Annotated in this window: 17 protein-coding genes; 11 read left to right on the top strand and 6 right to left on the bottom strand. The window is 72.4% G+C overall.

Features of this window, described 5'->3' with window-relative positions; genetic code table 11:
* Positions 1–14 precede the first annotated feature (14 nt).
* Complete coding sequence (locus ADK55_RS36550; protein ID WP_003966491.1) at positions 15–182, top strand: DUF3117 domain-containing protein; 168 nt, start codon at positions 15–17, stop codon at positions 180–182.
* 156 nt (positions 183–338) lie between these two features.
* Here ADK55_RS36550 and ADK55_RS19585 read toward each other — a convergent pair whose 3' ends face one another.
* Positions 339–1,001 (bottom strand): O-methyltransferase, encoded by a 663-nt coding sequence (locus ADK55_RS19585; protein ID WP_053680474.1) that lies wholly within the window; start codon positions 999–1,001, stop codon positions 339–341.
* Positions 1,002–1,190: 189 nt separating this feature from the next.
* Here ADK55_RS19585 and sigE point away from each other — a divergent pair, with 189 nt between their 5' ends.
* The 5 genes from sigE to ADK55_RS19560 all read left to right on the top strand — a co-directional run bounded on the left by sigE (position 1,191) and on the right by ADK55_RS19560 (position 5,592).
* Complete coding sequence (gene sigE, locus ADK55_RS19580) at positions 1,191–1,970, top strand: RNA polymerase sigma factor SigE (RefSeq protein WP_078999151.1); 780 nt, start codon at positions 1,191–1,193, stop codon at positions 1,968–1,970.
* Complete coding sequence (locus tag ADK55_RS19575; protein WP_053680472.1) at positions 1,967–2,572, top strand: zf-HC2 domain-containing protein; 606 nt, start codon at positions 1,967–1,969, stop codon at positions 2,570–2,572. Before sigE ends, ADK55_RS19575 begins: the two co-directional genes overlap by 4 nt.
* 129 nt (positions 2,573–2,701) lie before the next feature.
* Positions 2,702–4,129, top strand: a complete 1,428-nt coding sequence (locus tag ADK55_RS19570) for a S1C family serine protease (RefSeq protein ID WP_078999150.1) — start codon at positions 2,702–2,704, stop codon at positions 4,127–4,129.
* A 139-nt stretch (positions 4,130–4,268) separates the two neighbouring features.
* Entirely contained in the window at positions 4,269–4,718 is a 450-nt protein-coding gene (locus ADK55_RS19565; RefSeq protein WP_053680468.1) for a sec-independent translocase, read from the top strand.
* 142 nt (positions 4,719–4,860) lie between these two features.
* A complete protein-coding gene (locus ADK55_RS19560; RefSeq protein ID WP_053680466.1) occupies positions 4,861–5,592 on the top strand; it encodes a hypothetical protein in 732 nt (243 codons plus the stop codon).
* 116 nt (positions 5,593–5,708) lie between these two features.
* Here ADK55_RS19560 and ADK55_RS19555 read toward each other — a convergent pair whose 3' ends face one another.
* The 3 genes from ADK55_RS19555 to ADK55_RS19545 form a co-directional block, all read right to left on the bottom strand.
* Entirely contained in the window at positions 5,709–6,875 is a 1,167-nt protein-coding gene (locus tag ADK55_RS19555; protein WP_199826570.1) for an Mrp/NBP35 family ATP-binding protein, read from the bottom strand.
* Between the two features lie 42 nt (positions 6,876–6,917).
* Positions 6,918–7,424, bottom strand: coding sequence for a DUF1003 domain-containing protein (locus ADK55_RS19550; protein WP_371591602.1), 507 nt, complete (start codon positions 7,422–7,424; stop codon positions 6,918–6,920).
* Positions 7,425–7,623: 199 nt separating this feature from the next.
* Positions 7,624–8,895, bottom strand: a complete 1,272-nt coding sequence (locus ADK55_RS19545) for a magnesium transporter MgtE N-terminal domain-containing protein (RefSeq protein WP_053680465.1) — start codon at positions 8,893–8,895, stop codon at positions 7,624–7,626.
* A 244-nt stretch (positions 8,896–9,139) separates the two neighbouring features.
* Between ADK55_RS19545 and ADK55_RS19540 the strand changes: the two genes are divergently transcribed.
* Positions 9,140–9,937: a hypothetical protein gene (locus ADK55_RS19540; protein WP_053680462.1), complete on the top strand. Its 798-nt coding sequence runs from the start codon at positions 9,140–9,142 to the stop codon at positions 9,935–9,937.
* Positions 9,938–9,990: 53 nt separating this feature from the next.
* Here ADK55_RS19540 and ADK55_RS19535 read toward each other — a convergent pair whose 3' ends face one another.
* The gene (locus tag ADK55_RS19535) at positions 9,991–10,503 is read right to left on the bottom strand and encodes a hypothetical protein (protein WP_053680460.1); all 513 of its coding nucleotides are present in this window, start codon (positions 10,501–10,503) and stop codon (positions 9,991–9,993) included.
* Between the two features lie 95 nt (positions 10,504–10,598).
* Entirely contained in the window at positions 10,599–11,714 is a 1,116-nt protein-coding gene (locus ADK55_RS19530; protein ID WP_053680458.1) for a magnesium and cobalt transport protein CorA, read from the bottom strand.
* A 380-nt stretch (positions 11,715–12,094) separates the two neighbouring features.
* Here ADK55_RS19530 and ADK55_RS19525 point away from each other — a divergent pair, with 380 nt between their 5' ends.
* The 4 genes from ADK55_RS19525 to ADK55_RS19510 all read left to right on the top strand — a co-directional run bounded on the left by ADK55_RS19525 (position 12,095) and on the right by ADK55_RS19510 (position 15,039).
* Positions 12,095–12,679, top strand: a complete 585-nt coding sequence (locus ADK55_RS19525) for a suppressor of fused domain protein (RefSeq protein WP_053680456.1) — start codon at positions 12,095–12,097, stop codon at positions 12,677–12,679.
* A gap of 84 nt (positions 12,680–12,763) precedes the next feature.
* Positions 12,764–13,408, top strand: a complete 645-nt coding sequence (locus tag ADK55_RS19520) for a DUF6758 family protein (RefSeq protein WP_053680454.1) — start codon at positions 12,764–12,766, stop codon at positions 13,406–13,408.
* A 91-nt stretch (positions 13,409–13,499) separates the two neighbouring features.
* Positions 13,500–14,363: a PHP domain-containing protein gene (locus tag ADK55_RS19515; RefSeq protein WP_053680452.1), complete on the top strand. Its 864-nt coding sequence runs from the start codon at positions 13,500–13,502 to the stop codon at positions 14,361–14,363.
* Positions 14,364–14,433: 70 nt separating this feature from the next.
* Complete coding sequence (locus ADK55_RS19510; protein WP_053680451.1) at positions 14,434–15,039, top strand: MarC family protein; 606 nt, start codon at positions 14,434–14,436, stop codon at positions 15,037–15,039.
* Positions 15,040–15,052 lie beyond the last annotated feature (13 nt).

Genomic DNA, 15,052 nt, shown 5'->3' with positions numbered 1-15,052 from the left:
GAAGGGGAACGAGCATGGCGGCCATGAAGCCGCGGACGGGCGACGGCCCGCTCGAGGTCACCAAGGAGGGGCGGGGCATCGTCATGCGCGTACCGCTCGAGGGCGGCGGTCGGCTCGTCGTCGAGCTGACTCCGGACGAAGCGGACGCCCTGGGTGACGCCCTGAAGAAGGTCGTCGGCTAACCGGTCGGCAGTACTTTCACCATGCATTCTCTGCACTGCCCCGGCCGCGTCACGCGGCCGGGGCAGTGTTGTTCCCGGGGCGTGGTCGCCGGGCGCGCGGTTCCAGGGGTGCGCGAGATCGCCCCCCGGGCGCGCGGGGCGAACGGGCGCGGGGGATCAGCGCCGGACCGCGCACAGCAGGCCGTCGCCCACGGGGAGCAGCGCGGCCTCCAGGGCGGGGGTCTCGCGGACGGTGCGCAGCAGTTCGCGGACCCGGAGCACCTCCACGGGCTGGGCCGCGGAGTCGACCGTGCGGCCGTCCGAGAAGACCCCCTCGAAGCACACCAGCCCGCCGGGCCGCAGCAGCCGCAACGATTCCGCGAGGTAGTCGAGGGACTCGGTGGGGTCCCCGTCGCAGAAGACCAGGTCGTACCCGCCGTCGGCGAGCCGCGGCAGTACGTCCAGCGCGCGGCCGGGGATGAAGCGGGCCCGGTTGACCGCGAAGCCCGCGGCGCGGAACGCCTGGCGGGCGAAGGCCTGTCGGTCGGCTTCGGGATCCACGGTGGTCAGCACCCCGTCGGGGCGCATTCCGTGGAGGAGGTGGATGCCGGAGACGCCGGTGCCGGTGCCGATCTCGGCGACCGCCTTTGCGTCCGCGGTGGCGGCCAGCAGGCGCAGCGCGGCCCCGGTTCCGGGCGAGACCGAACGCAGTCCCGCCTCCCTGGACCGGTCGCGGGCCCATCGCAGAGCGTCGTCCTCGGCGACAAACGCGTCGGCGAACGCCCAGCTCGTCTGCCGGTTGCCGCTAATGACCCTCTCCTGTCCCCATAGTTGGCGCAACGGTGACTGTATCCGTTGACGTCGGGAACCCGCAGATGGGACCGGGCGTTGAAAGAGGTGTGCGCGGGACGGACGCCGGAGGTCGGCGAACACCCGTGGACGAGACGACGAGCGGGGGCGTCGGAAGACCCGCGACCCGTGCAAAGTTAGTGCAAAAATCTTTATCCGGAGCTGACGGGAGGGGTGGCTATGGTAGGGACTCCACTGGACACCACCAGAGCCGACAGGGGAGGTGCGGCTGCGCCTGTGGATCGTGGAGGCGTGCTCAGGCGCCTCTTCTGGTCGGCCGGCGAGCCGAAATCCGTGACCGACATTGCTGACCGCTTCCACACCACCGCATCCGCTACCACCGCGACCTTTGCCGCCGATGCGGGCTCGCAGGCGTGGACCCCTCCCTCGTGGGAGGAGATCGTCAGCACGCACAGTGCGCGGGTCTACCGTCTCGCCTACCGCCTGACGGGCAACCAGCACGACGCCGAGGACCTGACGCAGGAAGTCTTCGTCCGCGTCTTCCGCTCGTTGTCCACGTACACGCCCGGCACGTTCGAGGGCTGGCTGCACCGCATCACGACGAATCTCTTCCTGGACATGGTCCGCCGCAAGCAGCGGATCCGCTTCGACGCGCTCGGCGACGACGCCGCGGAGCGGCTGCCCAGCCGCGAGCCGTCCCCCCAGCAGGTGCTGCACGACACGCACTTCGACGCGGACGTGCAGCAGGCGCTGGACACCCTCGCCCCCGAGTTCCGCGCGGCCGTGGTGCTGTGTGACATCGAGGGCCTGTCGTACGAGGAGATCGCCGCCACGCTCGGCGTGAAGCTCGGCACCGTGCGCAGCCGCATTCACCGCGGCCGCTCCCACCTGCGCAAGGCGCTCAAGCACCGGTCTCCCGAGGCCCGTGCGGAGCAGCGCGCGCTGGCCGGGGTGGCGGTGGGTGCGCCGGGTGCCGGGGGAGAGGGCGGAGCCGAGTGACCGGAGCCCGTCCGTCCCCCGCCGAACAACACCTGGGCGACCGTCTCGCCGCCCTCGTGGACGGCGAGTTGAGCCATGACGTGCGCGAGCGGGTGCTCGCCCACCTGGCCACCTGCCCCAAATGCAAGGCCGAAGCCGACGCGCAGCGTCGGGTGAAGAGCATGTTCGTGGAGAGCGCGCCCCCGCCGCTGTCCGCCGGACTGCTGGCCCGCCTCCAAGGCCTTCCGGGTGGCGATCCCGACGGTCCGCCGCCGCCCTCCGGCCCGCCGGGTGCCGACCCGTTGTCCTCCTTCGGGTACGCCGCGCCGGCGTCCTCGCGCGAGGGTTTCAGGATCCATGAGATGGGGCGACCCAGACGTCGCTTCGCGTTCGTCGCCGCGGGAGCCGTGTCGTTGGCCGCCATCGCGCTCGGCGGGTCGCTGCCGCTGGACGCCGTCGAGCCGAACGCCCGGGGAGACGCGCCCGCGACCAGGCCCGGGCCGTACGCGCCGTTGACCGACGCCGTGGTCCGCGACCGGCTGCCCAGCCCCGGTGGCCTGCCCACGCTCACCTCGCCCGGCCCCACCGTGTCGGCCCGCCCGGCGGTCTCCCTGTCCCGGTGACGGCCGCCGCCCCGTGCCCCGTCGTTCGCGTCGCGGGTTCGGGGGCGGGGCTCCCCCTGACGGCCGGACCTGGTTGAATCGGCGGCAGATGCGCCGCCCGGCGGTGCGACAGGTACGCGGGGAGCGCGCATGTCCGACAGCCAGCAGACCGATGCGTCGCGGGCGCCACAGTGGTGGAGCCGGCCCGACGGCCCTGCGAAGGCGCGACCGGCGGAGGTGCCCCCGCAGCGCTCCGACCCGCAGGGCTCGGACCCGGAGCACGGGCCCCTGAGCGACCCGTACACCGCTTCCGACCCGCACACCGCTCCCGACCCGCACGCCGCGACCGTGGTCGATGCCGAGGCCGGTACCGGTGCGGAAGTCGATCCCGACGCGGGGCCCGAGGTCGCGCCGCGGTACGACCCCTGGGCGGCCCGGCCGCTGCACGTGGTGGACCGGGGGCGGGAGCCGCGCGGGTTCCGCATGTGGCGGGTGGTGGCCCTCGCGGTCGGCGTCGCCCTCCTCGCCGGCGGCGTCGGCGGCTTCCTGGGCGTCCTCGCGGAGCGCCGCAGCAGCACCCGCCTCGAACTCCCGCAGGCCGCCGTCGACTCCAAGGGGCGGGCCCCCGACAGCGTCGCGGGGATCGCGGCCTCGGCGCTGCCCGGCGTGGTCACCCTCCACGTCAGCGGCGGCGGGGGCAGCGGCACGGGCACGGGCTTCGTGCTCGACCCGCAGGGACACATCCTCACCAACAACCACGTCGTCGCCGACGCCAAGGACATAACGGTCACCTTCAGTACCGGTGAGAGCGTCCCCGCCACACTCGTGGGCCGGGACGGCGGCTACGACCTGGCCGTGGTCAAGGTCGAAGGGGTGCGCGGACTGCGGCCCCTGACCCTCGGGAACTCCGAGAACGTCAAGGTCGGCGACCCGGTGGTGGCCATCGGAGCCCCCTTCGACCTCTCCAACACCGTCACCGCGGGCATCATCAGCGCCACCGGGCGCCCCATCACCGCGGGCGGCGACAAGGGCGACGGCAGCGACATCAGCTACGTCGACGCCCTCCAGACCGACGCGCCGATCAACCCCGGCAACTCCGGCGGCCCGCTCCTCGACGCCCGCGCCCATGTCGTCGGCATCAACAGCGCCATCCGGGGCGCCGACAAGAGCGGCGACGGAGACGAGGAGGACCGCCAGAGCGGCAGCATCGGCCTCGGCTTCGCCATCCCCGTGAACCAGGGCAAGCGGGTCGCGGAGGAACTCATCGGCACCGGGCACGCCACCCATCCGGTCATCGGAGTCACCCTCGACATGCAGTACAAGGGCGACGGAGCCCGTGTCGGGACCAAGGCCGCGGACGGCAAGCCCGCGGTCGTCGCCGACGGGCCGGGAGCCCGCGCCGGGATCAAGGCGGGCGACGTGATCACCAAGGTGGACGGGCAGCGCGTGCACGGCGGGGACGAGCTCATCATCAAGATCCGGGCCCACCGGCCGGGCGATTCCCTGAACCTGACCGTGCTGCGCGACGGCGGGGAGCGCACGCTGGACGTCGTGCTGGGTTCGGCCGACGGCTCGTGACACGGCGAGCGCGCCCGACGCGCTCCCGGCGTCGGACGGCGGCGAAAGTGGTACCCGTGCGGTACGGGCGTATGGGTCCCGAGGCATCGACGGGTACCGTTGTCCTGGCCCGACGTGAAGAGAGCCGAGGAGCGGCAAGGTGTTCAACGACATAGGCGCACTCGAGCTGGTCACGATCGTCGTGCTGGCCATTCTCGTGTTCGGTCCGGACAAACTGCCGAAGATGATCCAGGACGTCACCGGGGTGATCCGCAAGATCCGGTCGTTCTCGGACAGTGCCAAACAGGACATCCGCTCCGAACTGGGTCCGGAATTCAAGGACTTCGAGTTCGAGGACCTCAATCCCAAGACGTTCATCCGCAAGCAGCTGACGGAGAACGAGGACCTCAAGGACATCCGCAGCAGTTTTGACCTCCGCAAGGAGCTCAACGACGTCACCGACGCCGTGAACGGCAAGGAGCCCGCCGCGCCCGCGACCCCGTCCGCGTCCGCCGCCACGCCCGCCGCGAGCACCGGCCCCGACCTGCTGAAGAAGCCCGCCGCCCCGTCCCCCGAGCAGCGCACTCCCTTCGACGCCGACGCCACCTGAGCCGCCGCCTGCCCGGTGATCCGGAGTCGGATGGCTATCCTCCATCTGTCCGTCCGGACGCAGGACGCCCGAGGGAGGGGGTCCCCCCGTCGAGTCGAGGGGGAGGGCCGTTCCGGACCCCAGGGAACGAGAGGCCGCCCAGATGGAGACGACGAGCAGTAGCCGGGTAGGCGCGCAGCCTGCCGAAATCCCCGCAGAGCTGCCCGCGGACGACCCGCAGGCACAGCAGGACCCGCGACAGAGCCCCGCGGCGGCCCAGGAGGGCGCCGACCCCGCCCCTGCGGCCCGTCGGGCGGTGGAGGGGTACCTGCGGGCCGACTTCCCCTGGTACGGCCTGGACGGGGCCTTCACCGGCCCCCGCCGGCTGATGCAGGTGGGCACCGCCGCGGACGGGACCGTGGAGCACGGTTCCACCGGCCACGGCGACGAGCCGTCCGTGCGCGGGGAGATCGCCACCGGCGAGAAGGAACGCTTCGCGGTGGTGATCACCGTCGCCGGGAACCCGATCCGCCGCAGCGCCGACGGAACCGGCGTCCTGGAGGCCACCTCGGTCTCCTCGGCCGCCTGGCTGGCCGGCTCGGGCCTGCTGGCCTACAGCTGGCCCGGTCGGATGGACCACAGCCTGCGCGACGACTGGCTCGACCAGCAGACCGAGGCGGCCTGGGAACTCGCCGACGACCTCGACGGCGAGGACTGGTCGACGCTGTCCCTGCCGGTGGACGGGGAGCCGACGCCGTTCCACTACCGCGAGTCGGAGTTCGGCTGGGTGCTCGCCGGGTCCCGGGGCGGGGTGCACCTGGGCGCGTACGGGCGCGGCATGAGCGCGTACGGGCTCGGCTTCTCGGTGATCGGCGACCTGGACGCGTACCGGTAGCCGCCGGAAGTCCGCGCCCCCACGCCGCAGACGCACGGCGGGGACGGGTGACGGAAACGGGGGAGGGCACCGCCGACCGGCGGTGCCCTCCCCCGTTTCGTGCTCTCGGGCGAGCGCTAGAACTTGTTGCGCGGGGTGATCCCCAGCGACATGCCCGAGAGGCCGCGGGCCCGGCCGCCGAGCTTGCCGGCGATGGCGCGCAGGGCCGCGCCGGCGGGGGAGTCGGGGTCGGACAGGACGACGGGCTTGCCCTCGTCGCCGCCCTCGCGCAGCCGGACGTCGATCGGGATCGAGCCCAGCACCGGTACCGAGGCGCCGACCGTCTTCGTCAGCCCGTCGGCGACCCTCTGCCCACCGCCCGAGCCGAAGACGTCCACCATCTCGTCGCAGTGCGGGCACGGCAGGCCCGACATGTTCTCGACGACACCGACGATCTTCTGGTGGGTCTGCACGGCGATCGAACCGGCCCGCTCGGCCACCTCGGCGGCGGCCTGCTGCGGGGTGGTCACCACGAGGATCTCGGCGTTCGGCACCAGCTGGGCCACCGAGATCGCGATGTCACCGGTGCCCGGCGGCAGGTCGAGCAGCAGGACGTCCAGGTCGCCCCAGAACACGTCCGCCAGGAACTGCTGGAGCGCGCGGTGCAGCATCGGACCGCGCCAGACCACCGGCGCGTTGCCCGGGGTGAACATGCCGATGGAGATCACCTTCACGCCGTGCGCGGAGGGCGGCATGATCATGTTCTCGACCTGGGTGGGGCGCCCGTCCACGCCGAGCATGCGCGGCACGCTGTGGCCGTAGATGTCCGCGTCCACCACGCCGACCTTCAGACCGTCCGCCGCCATCGCGGCGGCGAGGTTCACCGTCACCGAGGACTTGCCGACGCCGCCCTTGCCGGACGCGACCGCGTACACACGGGTCAGCGAGCCCGGCTTGGCGAAGGGCACCTCGCGCTCGGCGGTGCCGCCGCGCAGCGTGTTCGCGAGGTCCTTGCGCTGCTCGTCGCTCATCACGTCGAGGGTGACGGCGACGGAGGTGACACCGGGGACGCGCTCGACGGCCTCGGTGACGTTCTTGGTGATGGTCTCGCGCATGGGGCAGCCCGACACCGTCAGGTAGACGGTGACGGCGACCGCGCCGCCGTCGCCGATCTCCACCGATTTGACCATGCCGAGCTCGGTGATCGGCCGGTGGATCTCGGGGTCGTTCACCGTCGCCAGCGCGTCCAGGATCGCGTCCTGCTCGGGCACGGCGGCGTCGGCGGAGCTTGTGTCGGTAGCCATGTCCCGATGGTACGGCTCGCCGGCACGCCGCCGGTAAGCCCGTCAGCGGTCGCCTTCGTCACGTTCGGGGGCCAGCAGCCGCCGTTCGTCCATCTCCTTGATCAGGTCCTGGAACTCCGACCTGATCCAGTCGCGCGTGGCGACCTCGCCCATGCCCATGCGCAGCGAGGCGATCTCCCGCGTCAGGTACTCGGTGTCGGCGATGGACCGCTCGTTCTGCTTGCGGTCCTGCTCCAGGTTGACCCGGTCCCGGTCGTCCTGCCGGTTCTGCGCGAGCAGGATCAACGGGGCCGCGTACGAGGCCTGGAGCGACAGCATCAGCGTCAGGAAGATGAACGGGTACTCGTCCCACCGCAGGTGCCCGGGCGCGAAGATGTTCCACAGCACCCAGGCGATGATGACGATCGTCATCCAGACGATGAACCGGCCCGTGCCCAGGAACCGCGCGACCCGCTCCGAGAGCCTTCCGAAGGCCTCCGGGTCGTACTCGGGCAACAGTCGGCGGCGCGCCGCACGCGGCTGGTCCAGCCGGACGCGCGAACGCGTCAGCGCGCTCGCCCCGGACGGGGCGCTCCCCTTGGACCGGTCGGCGGAACGCTCCGGTCGGTCGGCCCGCAGCCGCTCCGCCGCCTCCTCCAGCCGGTCCGACAGGCCCTCGCGGGCATGGTCGCGCCGCTCTCGCCGCTGCTTGCGCGCGGCGTCGCCGCGCGGGGCGCCGGCGCCGCGGCTTCGATCGCCACGCCCCCGCTCAGTGGCCACTCACGGCCTCCTCGGAATGGAAGTCCGTCTCCCGCCAGTCGTCCGGCAGCAGGTGGTCGAGCACGTCGTCGACGGTCACCGCGCCCAGCAGCGACCCGCTCTCGTCGACCACCGGCACCGCGACCATGTTGTAGGCGGCCAGGTGCGTGGTCACGGCGGGCAGCGAGGAGTCCGGCCGCAGCGGTGGCAGGTCCGTGTCCACGATCGAGCTGACCAGGGTGAACGGCGGGTCCCGCAGCAGCCGCTGGAAGTGCACCGTGCCCAGGTACTTGCCCGTGGGCGTCTCGTCCGGCGGCCGGCAGACGTACACCTGCGCCGCCAGCGCCGGCGACAGGTCCGCCTGCCGTACCCGGGCCAGCGCGTCGGCGACCGTGGCGTCCGGCCGCAGCACGATCGGCTCGGTGGTCATGAGACCGCCGGCGGTGTTCTCCTCGTAGGACAGCAGGCGGCGCACATCGGCCGCGTCGTCCGGCTGCATCAGCGTCAGCAGCCGCTCCTTGTCGTCCTCGGGCAGCTCGGAGAGCAGGTCGGCCGCGTCGTCGGGGTCCATCGCCTCCAGGACATCGGCCGCGCGCTCCTCCTTCAGCTTGCCGAGGATCTCCACCTGGTCGTCCTCGGGCAGCTCCTCCATGACGTCCGCGAGCCGGTCGTCATCGAGGGCGCTGGCGACCTCGGCGCGACGCTTCGGCGTCAGGTGGTGCAGTACGTTCGCCAGGTCGGCCGGTCGCATCTGCTCGAAGGTCGCCACCAGGCTCTCGGCGCCCTGCCCGTGCTCCTCCAACGAGAACCCGCTGACCGCGGACCACTCCACCGTGAGGGTCTCGCCGCGCCGGCGCAGCGCGCCCGCCTTGCCCTTGCGCACGAAGATCCGGTCGATCTCCCAGTCCCGGCGGGCCGGCAACTGCTGGATGGCCACGTCCAGGACGGTGACCTCCTCGCCGCCGGCGACCAGCGTCACCCGGCGGTCCAGCAGCTCGCCGAGCACCAGTCGCTCGGTGGGCCGCTGCTCGAAGCGCCGCATGTTGATGACACCGGTGGTGATGACCTGTCCGGACTCCACGCCCGTCACCCGGGTCATCGGCAGGAAGATCCGACGCCGGCTGACGACCTCGACCACCAGGCCCAGCAGCCGCGGCGGGCGACCGCCGACGCGCAGCATGGCGACGATGTCGCGGACGCGGCCGACCTGATCGCCGTTGGGATCGAAGACGGGCACACCCGACAGATGCGAGACGAAGATCCGCGGGGCGCCTGCAGCCATCCGAGCGCCTCCTAGAGCGTGAACCAACCGTCGATCAAGACTCGTGCCGAGCCTCAGGCTAGCCCGTGCCGCCGGTCAGCGTCCTGGTGGGGCCGTCCGGCCGGGGTTGGCGCACCTGTCCGAGCCGTGCGGGGGCCGCCCCGCGGGGCCCCCGCACCCCTCTCCGGACGCGGGCGCGGGCCGCGAGGCCCGGGCGGGTACGCTGCCTGTCGCCCCCAGAGGAACCACCGAGAGGCACCCGCCCGTGACCGCCAACCTCCCTGTCGCACGGCTGCGCCGGGCCGCCGTCGCCGGCGTCCTGTGCGCGGGCCTCGCCGTCTCCGTCACGGGCTGCGGCGGCGGCGGTGGCGAGGATCCCGACAAGGGGACCAACGGGGTCGGCAAGCTCTCCGCCGACAAGATCGAGGCGCAGGCGCGGACGGCGGCCACCGCCGCCTCCTCGGTGCACCTGTCCGGCACCCTGGTCAGCGGCGGCAAGTCCTTCACCCTCGACATGCGCCTCAAGTCCGACGGCGGCACCGGCGAGGTGAAGTCCCAGGAGGACACCTTCCAGGTGCTGCGCGTCGGGGAGCAGCTCTACCTGAAGGCCAGCGCGGCCTTCTGGGGCGAGTCCGACTCGGCCGGCAAGCTCGGCGACAAGTTCGTGAAGGTGCCCGAGAGCGACCCCACCTACAAGCAGTTCCGCGGCTTCACCGACATGGGCGTCCTGCTCGACGGACTGCTCGGCCTCGACGGCAAGCTCACCAAGAGCCCGTACAGCAAGGTCGGGCAGGCCCGCGTGGTCCCGCTCCTGGCCGACGGGGGCAAGGGCGGCCGCCTCTCGGTGTCCCTCGACGGCACCCCCTACCCGCTGCTCATGGAACGCGCGGGCGGCGCCGGCCGGGTGGAGCTCGCGGACTGGGGCCAGGCCTTCCCGCTGGATCCCCCCGCGAAGGACCAGACGGTCGACTACGGGTCCCAGCTGCCCACGACCAGGAACCAGGGCGGCGTCAAGCCGAGCCCGAGCGGCAGCGCGGGCCAGGGCTCCAACCCCGGCGGCTGACCGGCGGCCCGAGGGCTCATCCCCGGCGGGCCGGGCCCGTCACGGCCCGAGGATCAGCGCGCGGCCCTGCGCCGCTTCAGCAGCAGCTTCGGCAGCCCCGCCGGGATGGCCCGGCGGGTCGTCGCGGGGGAGGGCAGCGGGGCCGCGGCCAGCGACCCGCCCGGCAGCGCGTCCCGTACGGCCTCGGGCTCCAGGCGCAGCAGCCGGCACTCCCGCGCCCACCGCTCCGTCATCAGCTCGGAGTCGGGGGCGTTCAACCGCTTGCCCTTCAGCTCGGCCACCGCGGCCTGCCACTCCTCGCCGCGCGGCGGGAGTTCCCGCACGGTGGCCGTCCACGCGACGAGCCGGCCGCCCTTGTCCTTGCTGCGCACGGTGACCTCGGCCGTCGAGCCGTCCGCGAGCCCCGGGAACGGCTGCTCCCCGGGCCCGTCGCCGAGCACGTGGGCGGCGCCGTCGACCCAGGCGTGCCACAGGGCCCGATCGGTCCCGGAGCCGCGGACCCAGATCAGTCCGGACTTCTTGCCGGCCTCCTCGACGAGGGCCAGATCGAACGCGCTGAGAGTCATGGGGCCAGCGTAGCCGGCCGCGGTCGGTTCGCAGGGCGGTGTCCTGTCGGTCGGGCCGGGCTCGTCGTGTCCGGGCCCGATCGACAGGACATCCCCTACAGCCAGCCGTGGCGTCTGAGGGCCCGGTGGATGGTGAGGCAGGTCCCGACGATGGTGACCATCACCATCGGGTAGCCGTACTTCCACTGGAGTTCCGGCATGTGGGCGAAGTTCATGCCGTACACCCCGCAGATCATCGTGGGCACGGCGATGATCGCCGCCCAGGAGGTGATCTTGCGCATGTCCTCGTTCTGGGCGACGGTCGCCTGCGCGAGGTTGGCCTGGAGGATCGAGTTCAGCAGCTCGTCGAAGCCGACGACCTGCTCGTGCACCCGCGCCAGGTGGTCCGCGACGTCGCGGAAGTACTTCTGGATGTCCGGGTCCACCAGCCGCATCGGGCGCTCGCTCAACAGCTCCATGGGGCGCAGCAGCGGGGCGACCGCCCGCTTGAACTCCAGCACCTCGCGCTTGAGCTGGTAGATGCGGCCCGCGTCGCCGCCGCGGGTGGCGCCCTTGGCGGGCGCGGCGAAGACCTCGCTCTCCACCTCGTCGATGTCGTCCTGGACGGCCGCCGCGACCGCGATGTACCCGTCGACCACGTGGTCGGCGATGGAGTGCAACACGGCCGAAGGCCCCCGGGCCAGCAGGTCGGGGTCGTCCTGGAGGCGGTGTCGCAGGCCCTTGAGGGAGCCCTGGCCGCCGTGCCGGACGGTGATGACGAAGTCGGGGCCGGTGAAGCACATCACCTCGCCCGTCTCCACCACCTCGCTGGTCGAGGTCAGTTGGGCGTGGTCGACGTAGTGGATCGTCTTGAAGACGGTGAAGAGGGTGTCGTCGTAACGCTCCAGCTTCGGCCGCTGGTGCGCGTGCACCGCGTCCTCCACGGCGAGCGGGTGCAGTCCGAAGGTGGCGGCGATCCCCGCGAACTCGGACTCGGTCGGCTCGTGCAGGCCGATCCAGGCGAACCCGCCGTCCTCACGGACCCGACGGATCGCCTCACGGGGCGTCAGACAACCCGGCCCGGGTGCGCGCCGGCCGTCGCGGTACACGGCGCAGTCGACCACCGCGCTGCTCGCGGACGGGTCACGGGTGGTGTCGTAGCCGGGCTGCGCGGAGGCGGACCGGCGCAGGGCCGGACGGACGGCGGCACGGAGGTAGGGCAGCATCGACATGGCAGGCTCCTTCGCGCGCACGGCTGCGGACCGTACGGGTGGGAGACCCTCCGCGGCTGCGAGCGGGCGGGCAGGCCCCGGCAGGCGGAAGGAGAAGGACGGAGAGGACAAAGTTCTGCCGTCGCTCTTCTACTGATCGGAAGATCACAGGGGGCGGGAGGCGCCCGGCCTGAAAGTGGAAGAGCGATTGGTACTGCACGATCGACTTCGATCCATTGCAGCCCCACCTCCTCCGGCCGGTCCCCCGTGGGGGACGTCCTGTCGTCCGGCCCTTGAAACGATGCTTCTGCACGCGGGCCGAACCAGCTGTCAACACTAGCAGCCGACGGATGGTCAAGACCCGCCCTTTACCCGGGGGATACGAGTTCTATGCTCGCTCCATGGCAGAAATTCTGGCTCTTGTGGAGGCCCGGCTGCGGACCGCGTTCGGTGAACCCGACGCCCGCGCCGCCGTCACCTTCCTGGGCACCGATCGCATCGAGGTCCTGCGCTTCGTGGAGGGCGACCTCCTGCGCTACGCGACCCTCGGCATGTCCGCCCACCCGATGACCGACCCCACCGCCGTGGTCGCCGACCCGGTGCGCGGTCCGCGCGCCGAACTGGTGCTGACCGTCCGCGGCGGCCTCGCCCCCACCGACCGGCTGTTGCGACCGCTCGCCGTACTCGGTGCGTCCCCCGTCGTCGAGGGCCTGATCGTCGCCCCCGGGGCCTCGCTGGACGTGGGCGAACCGCTCTGGGAGGGGGCGCCGTTCACCTCGGTGCTGGTCGCGGAACCGGGCGGGCTGGTGCCCGACCTGGAACTGGACGAGCCCATGGACCCCGTGCACTTCCTGCCCCTGCTCCCGATGACGGCGAACGAGGCCGCCTGGAAGCGGGTGCACGGCGCCGCCGCGCTCCAGGAGCGCTGGCTCGCGCGCGGCACGGATCTGCGGGACCCTCTGCGTAGCGCCGTCGTACTGGACTGAGCGCCGCCGGTTGCGGGTACGGATGGGATCCGGACGGGTGATCGCGTCTTGACGGGGCGCCGGGCGGGGAGGAGCGTGCTTCCTATGAGGGGCGAACCGAGTTGCCCGAAGTGCGGTGGCCGGGTCCGCGCACCCGGCCTTTTCGCCGACTCCTGGCAGTGCGCGGTACACGGCGCCGTCCATCCCCTGCAGCCCGTCATCCCGCCGAGCGTCGAGGGCCTGGGCGTGGTCGTCCACCGGGCGCAGGTGCCGGTCTGGATGCCGTGGCCGCTGCCGGTCGGGTGGCTGTTCACCGGGGTCGCGGCCGCCGGTGACGACCGCAGCGGGGGCCGGGCCACCGCCGTGGCCTGCTCGGGCCCCGGGCCCCTGGGCGGCATCGGAGAGCTGCTGCTGATCGCCGAGGAGCTGGGCGTCGGACTCGGCGCCCGGTACGCGGGGATCGACGCGCCCGACCCGGGCCCCCACATGGACGTCTCCGGTGCGCCGCACGCCAAGGTCGTCGCCGCCGGCCGGCCGACACCGCTGTGGCACGTCACCGGCACCCCGGACGACCGCGCCGTCTTCGCCGGCGAGGCGCGCGGGCTGTGGCTGTGGGCGATCGTCTGGCCCGAACAGTCGGGGCTGCTGATGTACGACGAGCTGGTCCTGACGGATCTGCGCGACGCGGGCGCCGAGGTCGAACTCCTTCCCTGTGGCGCCCTGAGCCCCCGGATCCTCGGCCCGTCCTGACCGTCCCCGCCGTGCGGTGGGGCCGTGGGGCTCGCGGGGCTGGGTATTCTGGAGTGTCCCCCCGTCCGTACGAGAACCATGGAGCACGGCTGTGCGCATCGACCTGCACGCCCACTCCACGGCATCCGACGGCACGGACACCCCCGCCGAGCTGGTCCGCAACGCGGCCGCCGCCGGGCTCGACGTGGTCGCGCTGACCGACCACGACACCGTCGGGGGATACGCCGAGGCCGTCGCCCACGTGCCGGCCGGCCTCACCCTCGTCACCGGGGCGGAACTCAGCTGCCGACTCGACGGCGTCGGCATGCACATGCTCGCGTACCTCTTCGATCCCGAGGAGCCCGAGTTCGCCCGTGAGCGGGAGCTGGTCCGCGACGACCGCACCCCCCGCGCGCAGGCCATGATCGGCAAGCTGCGGGACCTCGGCGTGGACATCACCTGGGAGCGGGTCTCCCGCATCGCGGGCGACGGTTCCGTGGGGCGTCCGCACATCGCCACCGCCATGGTGGACCTGGGTGTCGTGCCCACCGTGTCCGACGCGTTCACCGCGGACTGGCTCGCCGACGGCGGTCGCGCCTACGCCGGCAAGCACGAGCTGGACCCCTTCGACGCCGTCCGCCTCGTCAAGGCCGCCGGCGGGGTCACCGTCTTCGCGCACCCCGCCGCGGTCAAGCGCGGGCGGGTCGTCCCCGAGGCCGCCATCGCGGCCCTGGCGGCCGCCGGGCTGGACGGCATCGAGGTGGACCACATGGACCACGACGCGGACACCCGGGCCCGACTGCGCGCACTGGCCGCGGACCTGGGCCTGCTGACCACGGGGTCCAGCGACTACCACGGCACCCGCAAGTCCTGTCGCCTCGGCGAGTACACCACCGACCCCGAGATCTACGGCGAGATCACGCGCCGCTCCACCGGGGCGTTCCCCGTGCCCGGCGCCGGCGGACGGGTCGCGTAACGAGGACCGGCTCCTCGCCCGCCCCGCACTCCCCTCTTGCTTTCACACCTCTCTCCTGCAAGGCATCACTGTGTTTGATTTCGCCGTCTTCGGATCCCTTTTTCTCACCCTTTTTGTGATTATGGACCCCCCGGGGATCACGCCGATCTTCCTCGCCCTGACCTCCGGGCGCCCCGCGAAGGTGCAGCGCCGCATGGCCTGGCAGGCCGTCTGCGTGGCCTTCGGCGTCATCGCCGTCTTCGGTCTCTGCGGCCAGCAGATCCTGGACTACCTGCACGTGTCCGTTCCGGCGTTGATGATCGCCGGCGGTCTGCTGCTCCTGCTCATCGCCCTCGACCTGCTCACAGGCAAGACCGACGAGCCCAAGCAGACCAAGGACGTGAACGTCGCCCTCGTCCCGCTCGGCATGCCCCTGCTGGCCGGGCCGGGCGCGATCGTGTCGGTCATCCTCGCCGTGCAGAAGGCGGACGGCTTCAGCGGTCAGGTCTCCGTCTGGGCGGCGATCGTCGCCATGCACGTGGTGCTGTGGATCACCATGCGCTACTCGCTGGTGATCATCCGGGTCATCAAGGACGGCGGGGTCGTCCTGGTGACGCGGCTCGCCGGCATGATGCTCTCCGCCATCGCGGTCCAGCAGATCATCAACGGCGTCCTCCAGGTCGTGCACACCTCCTGATCGCGGACGAGGC

This window comes from Streptomyces sp. WM4235 (genome assembly GCF_001279725.1).
GTDB lineage: Bacteria > Actinomycetota > Actinomycetes > Streptomycetales > Streptomycetaceae > Streptomyces.
The sequence above is the reverse complement of the archived record's forward strand: the minus strand, read 5'-3'. Positions and strand labels throughout refer to the sequence as shown.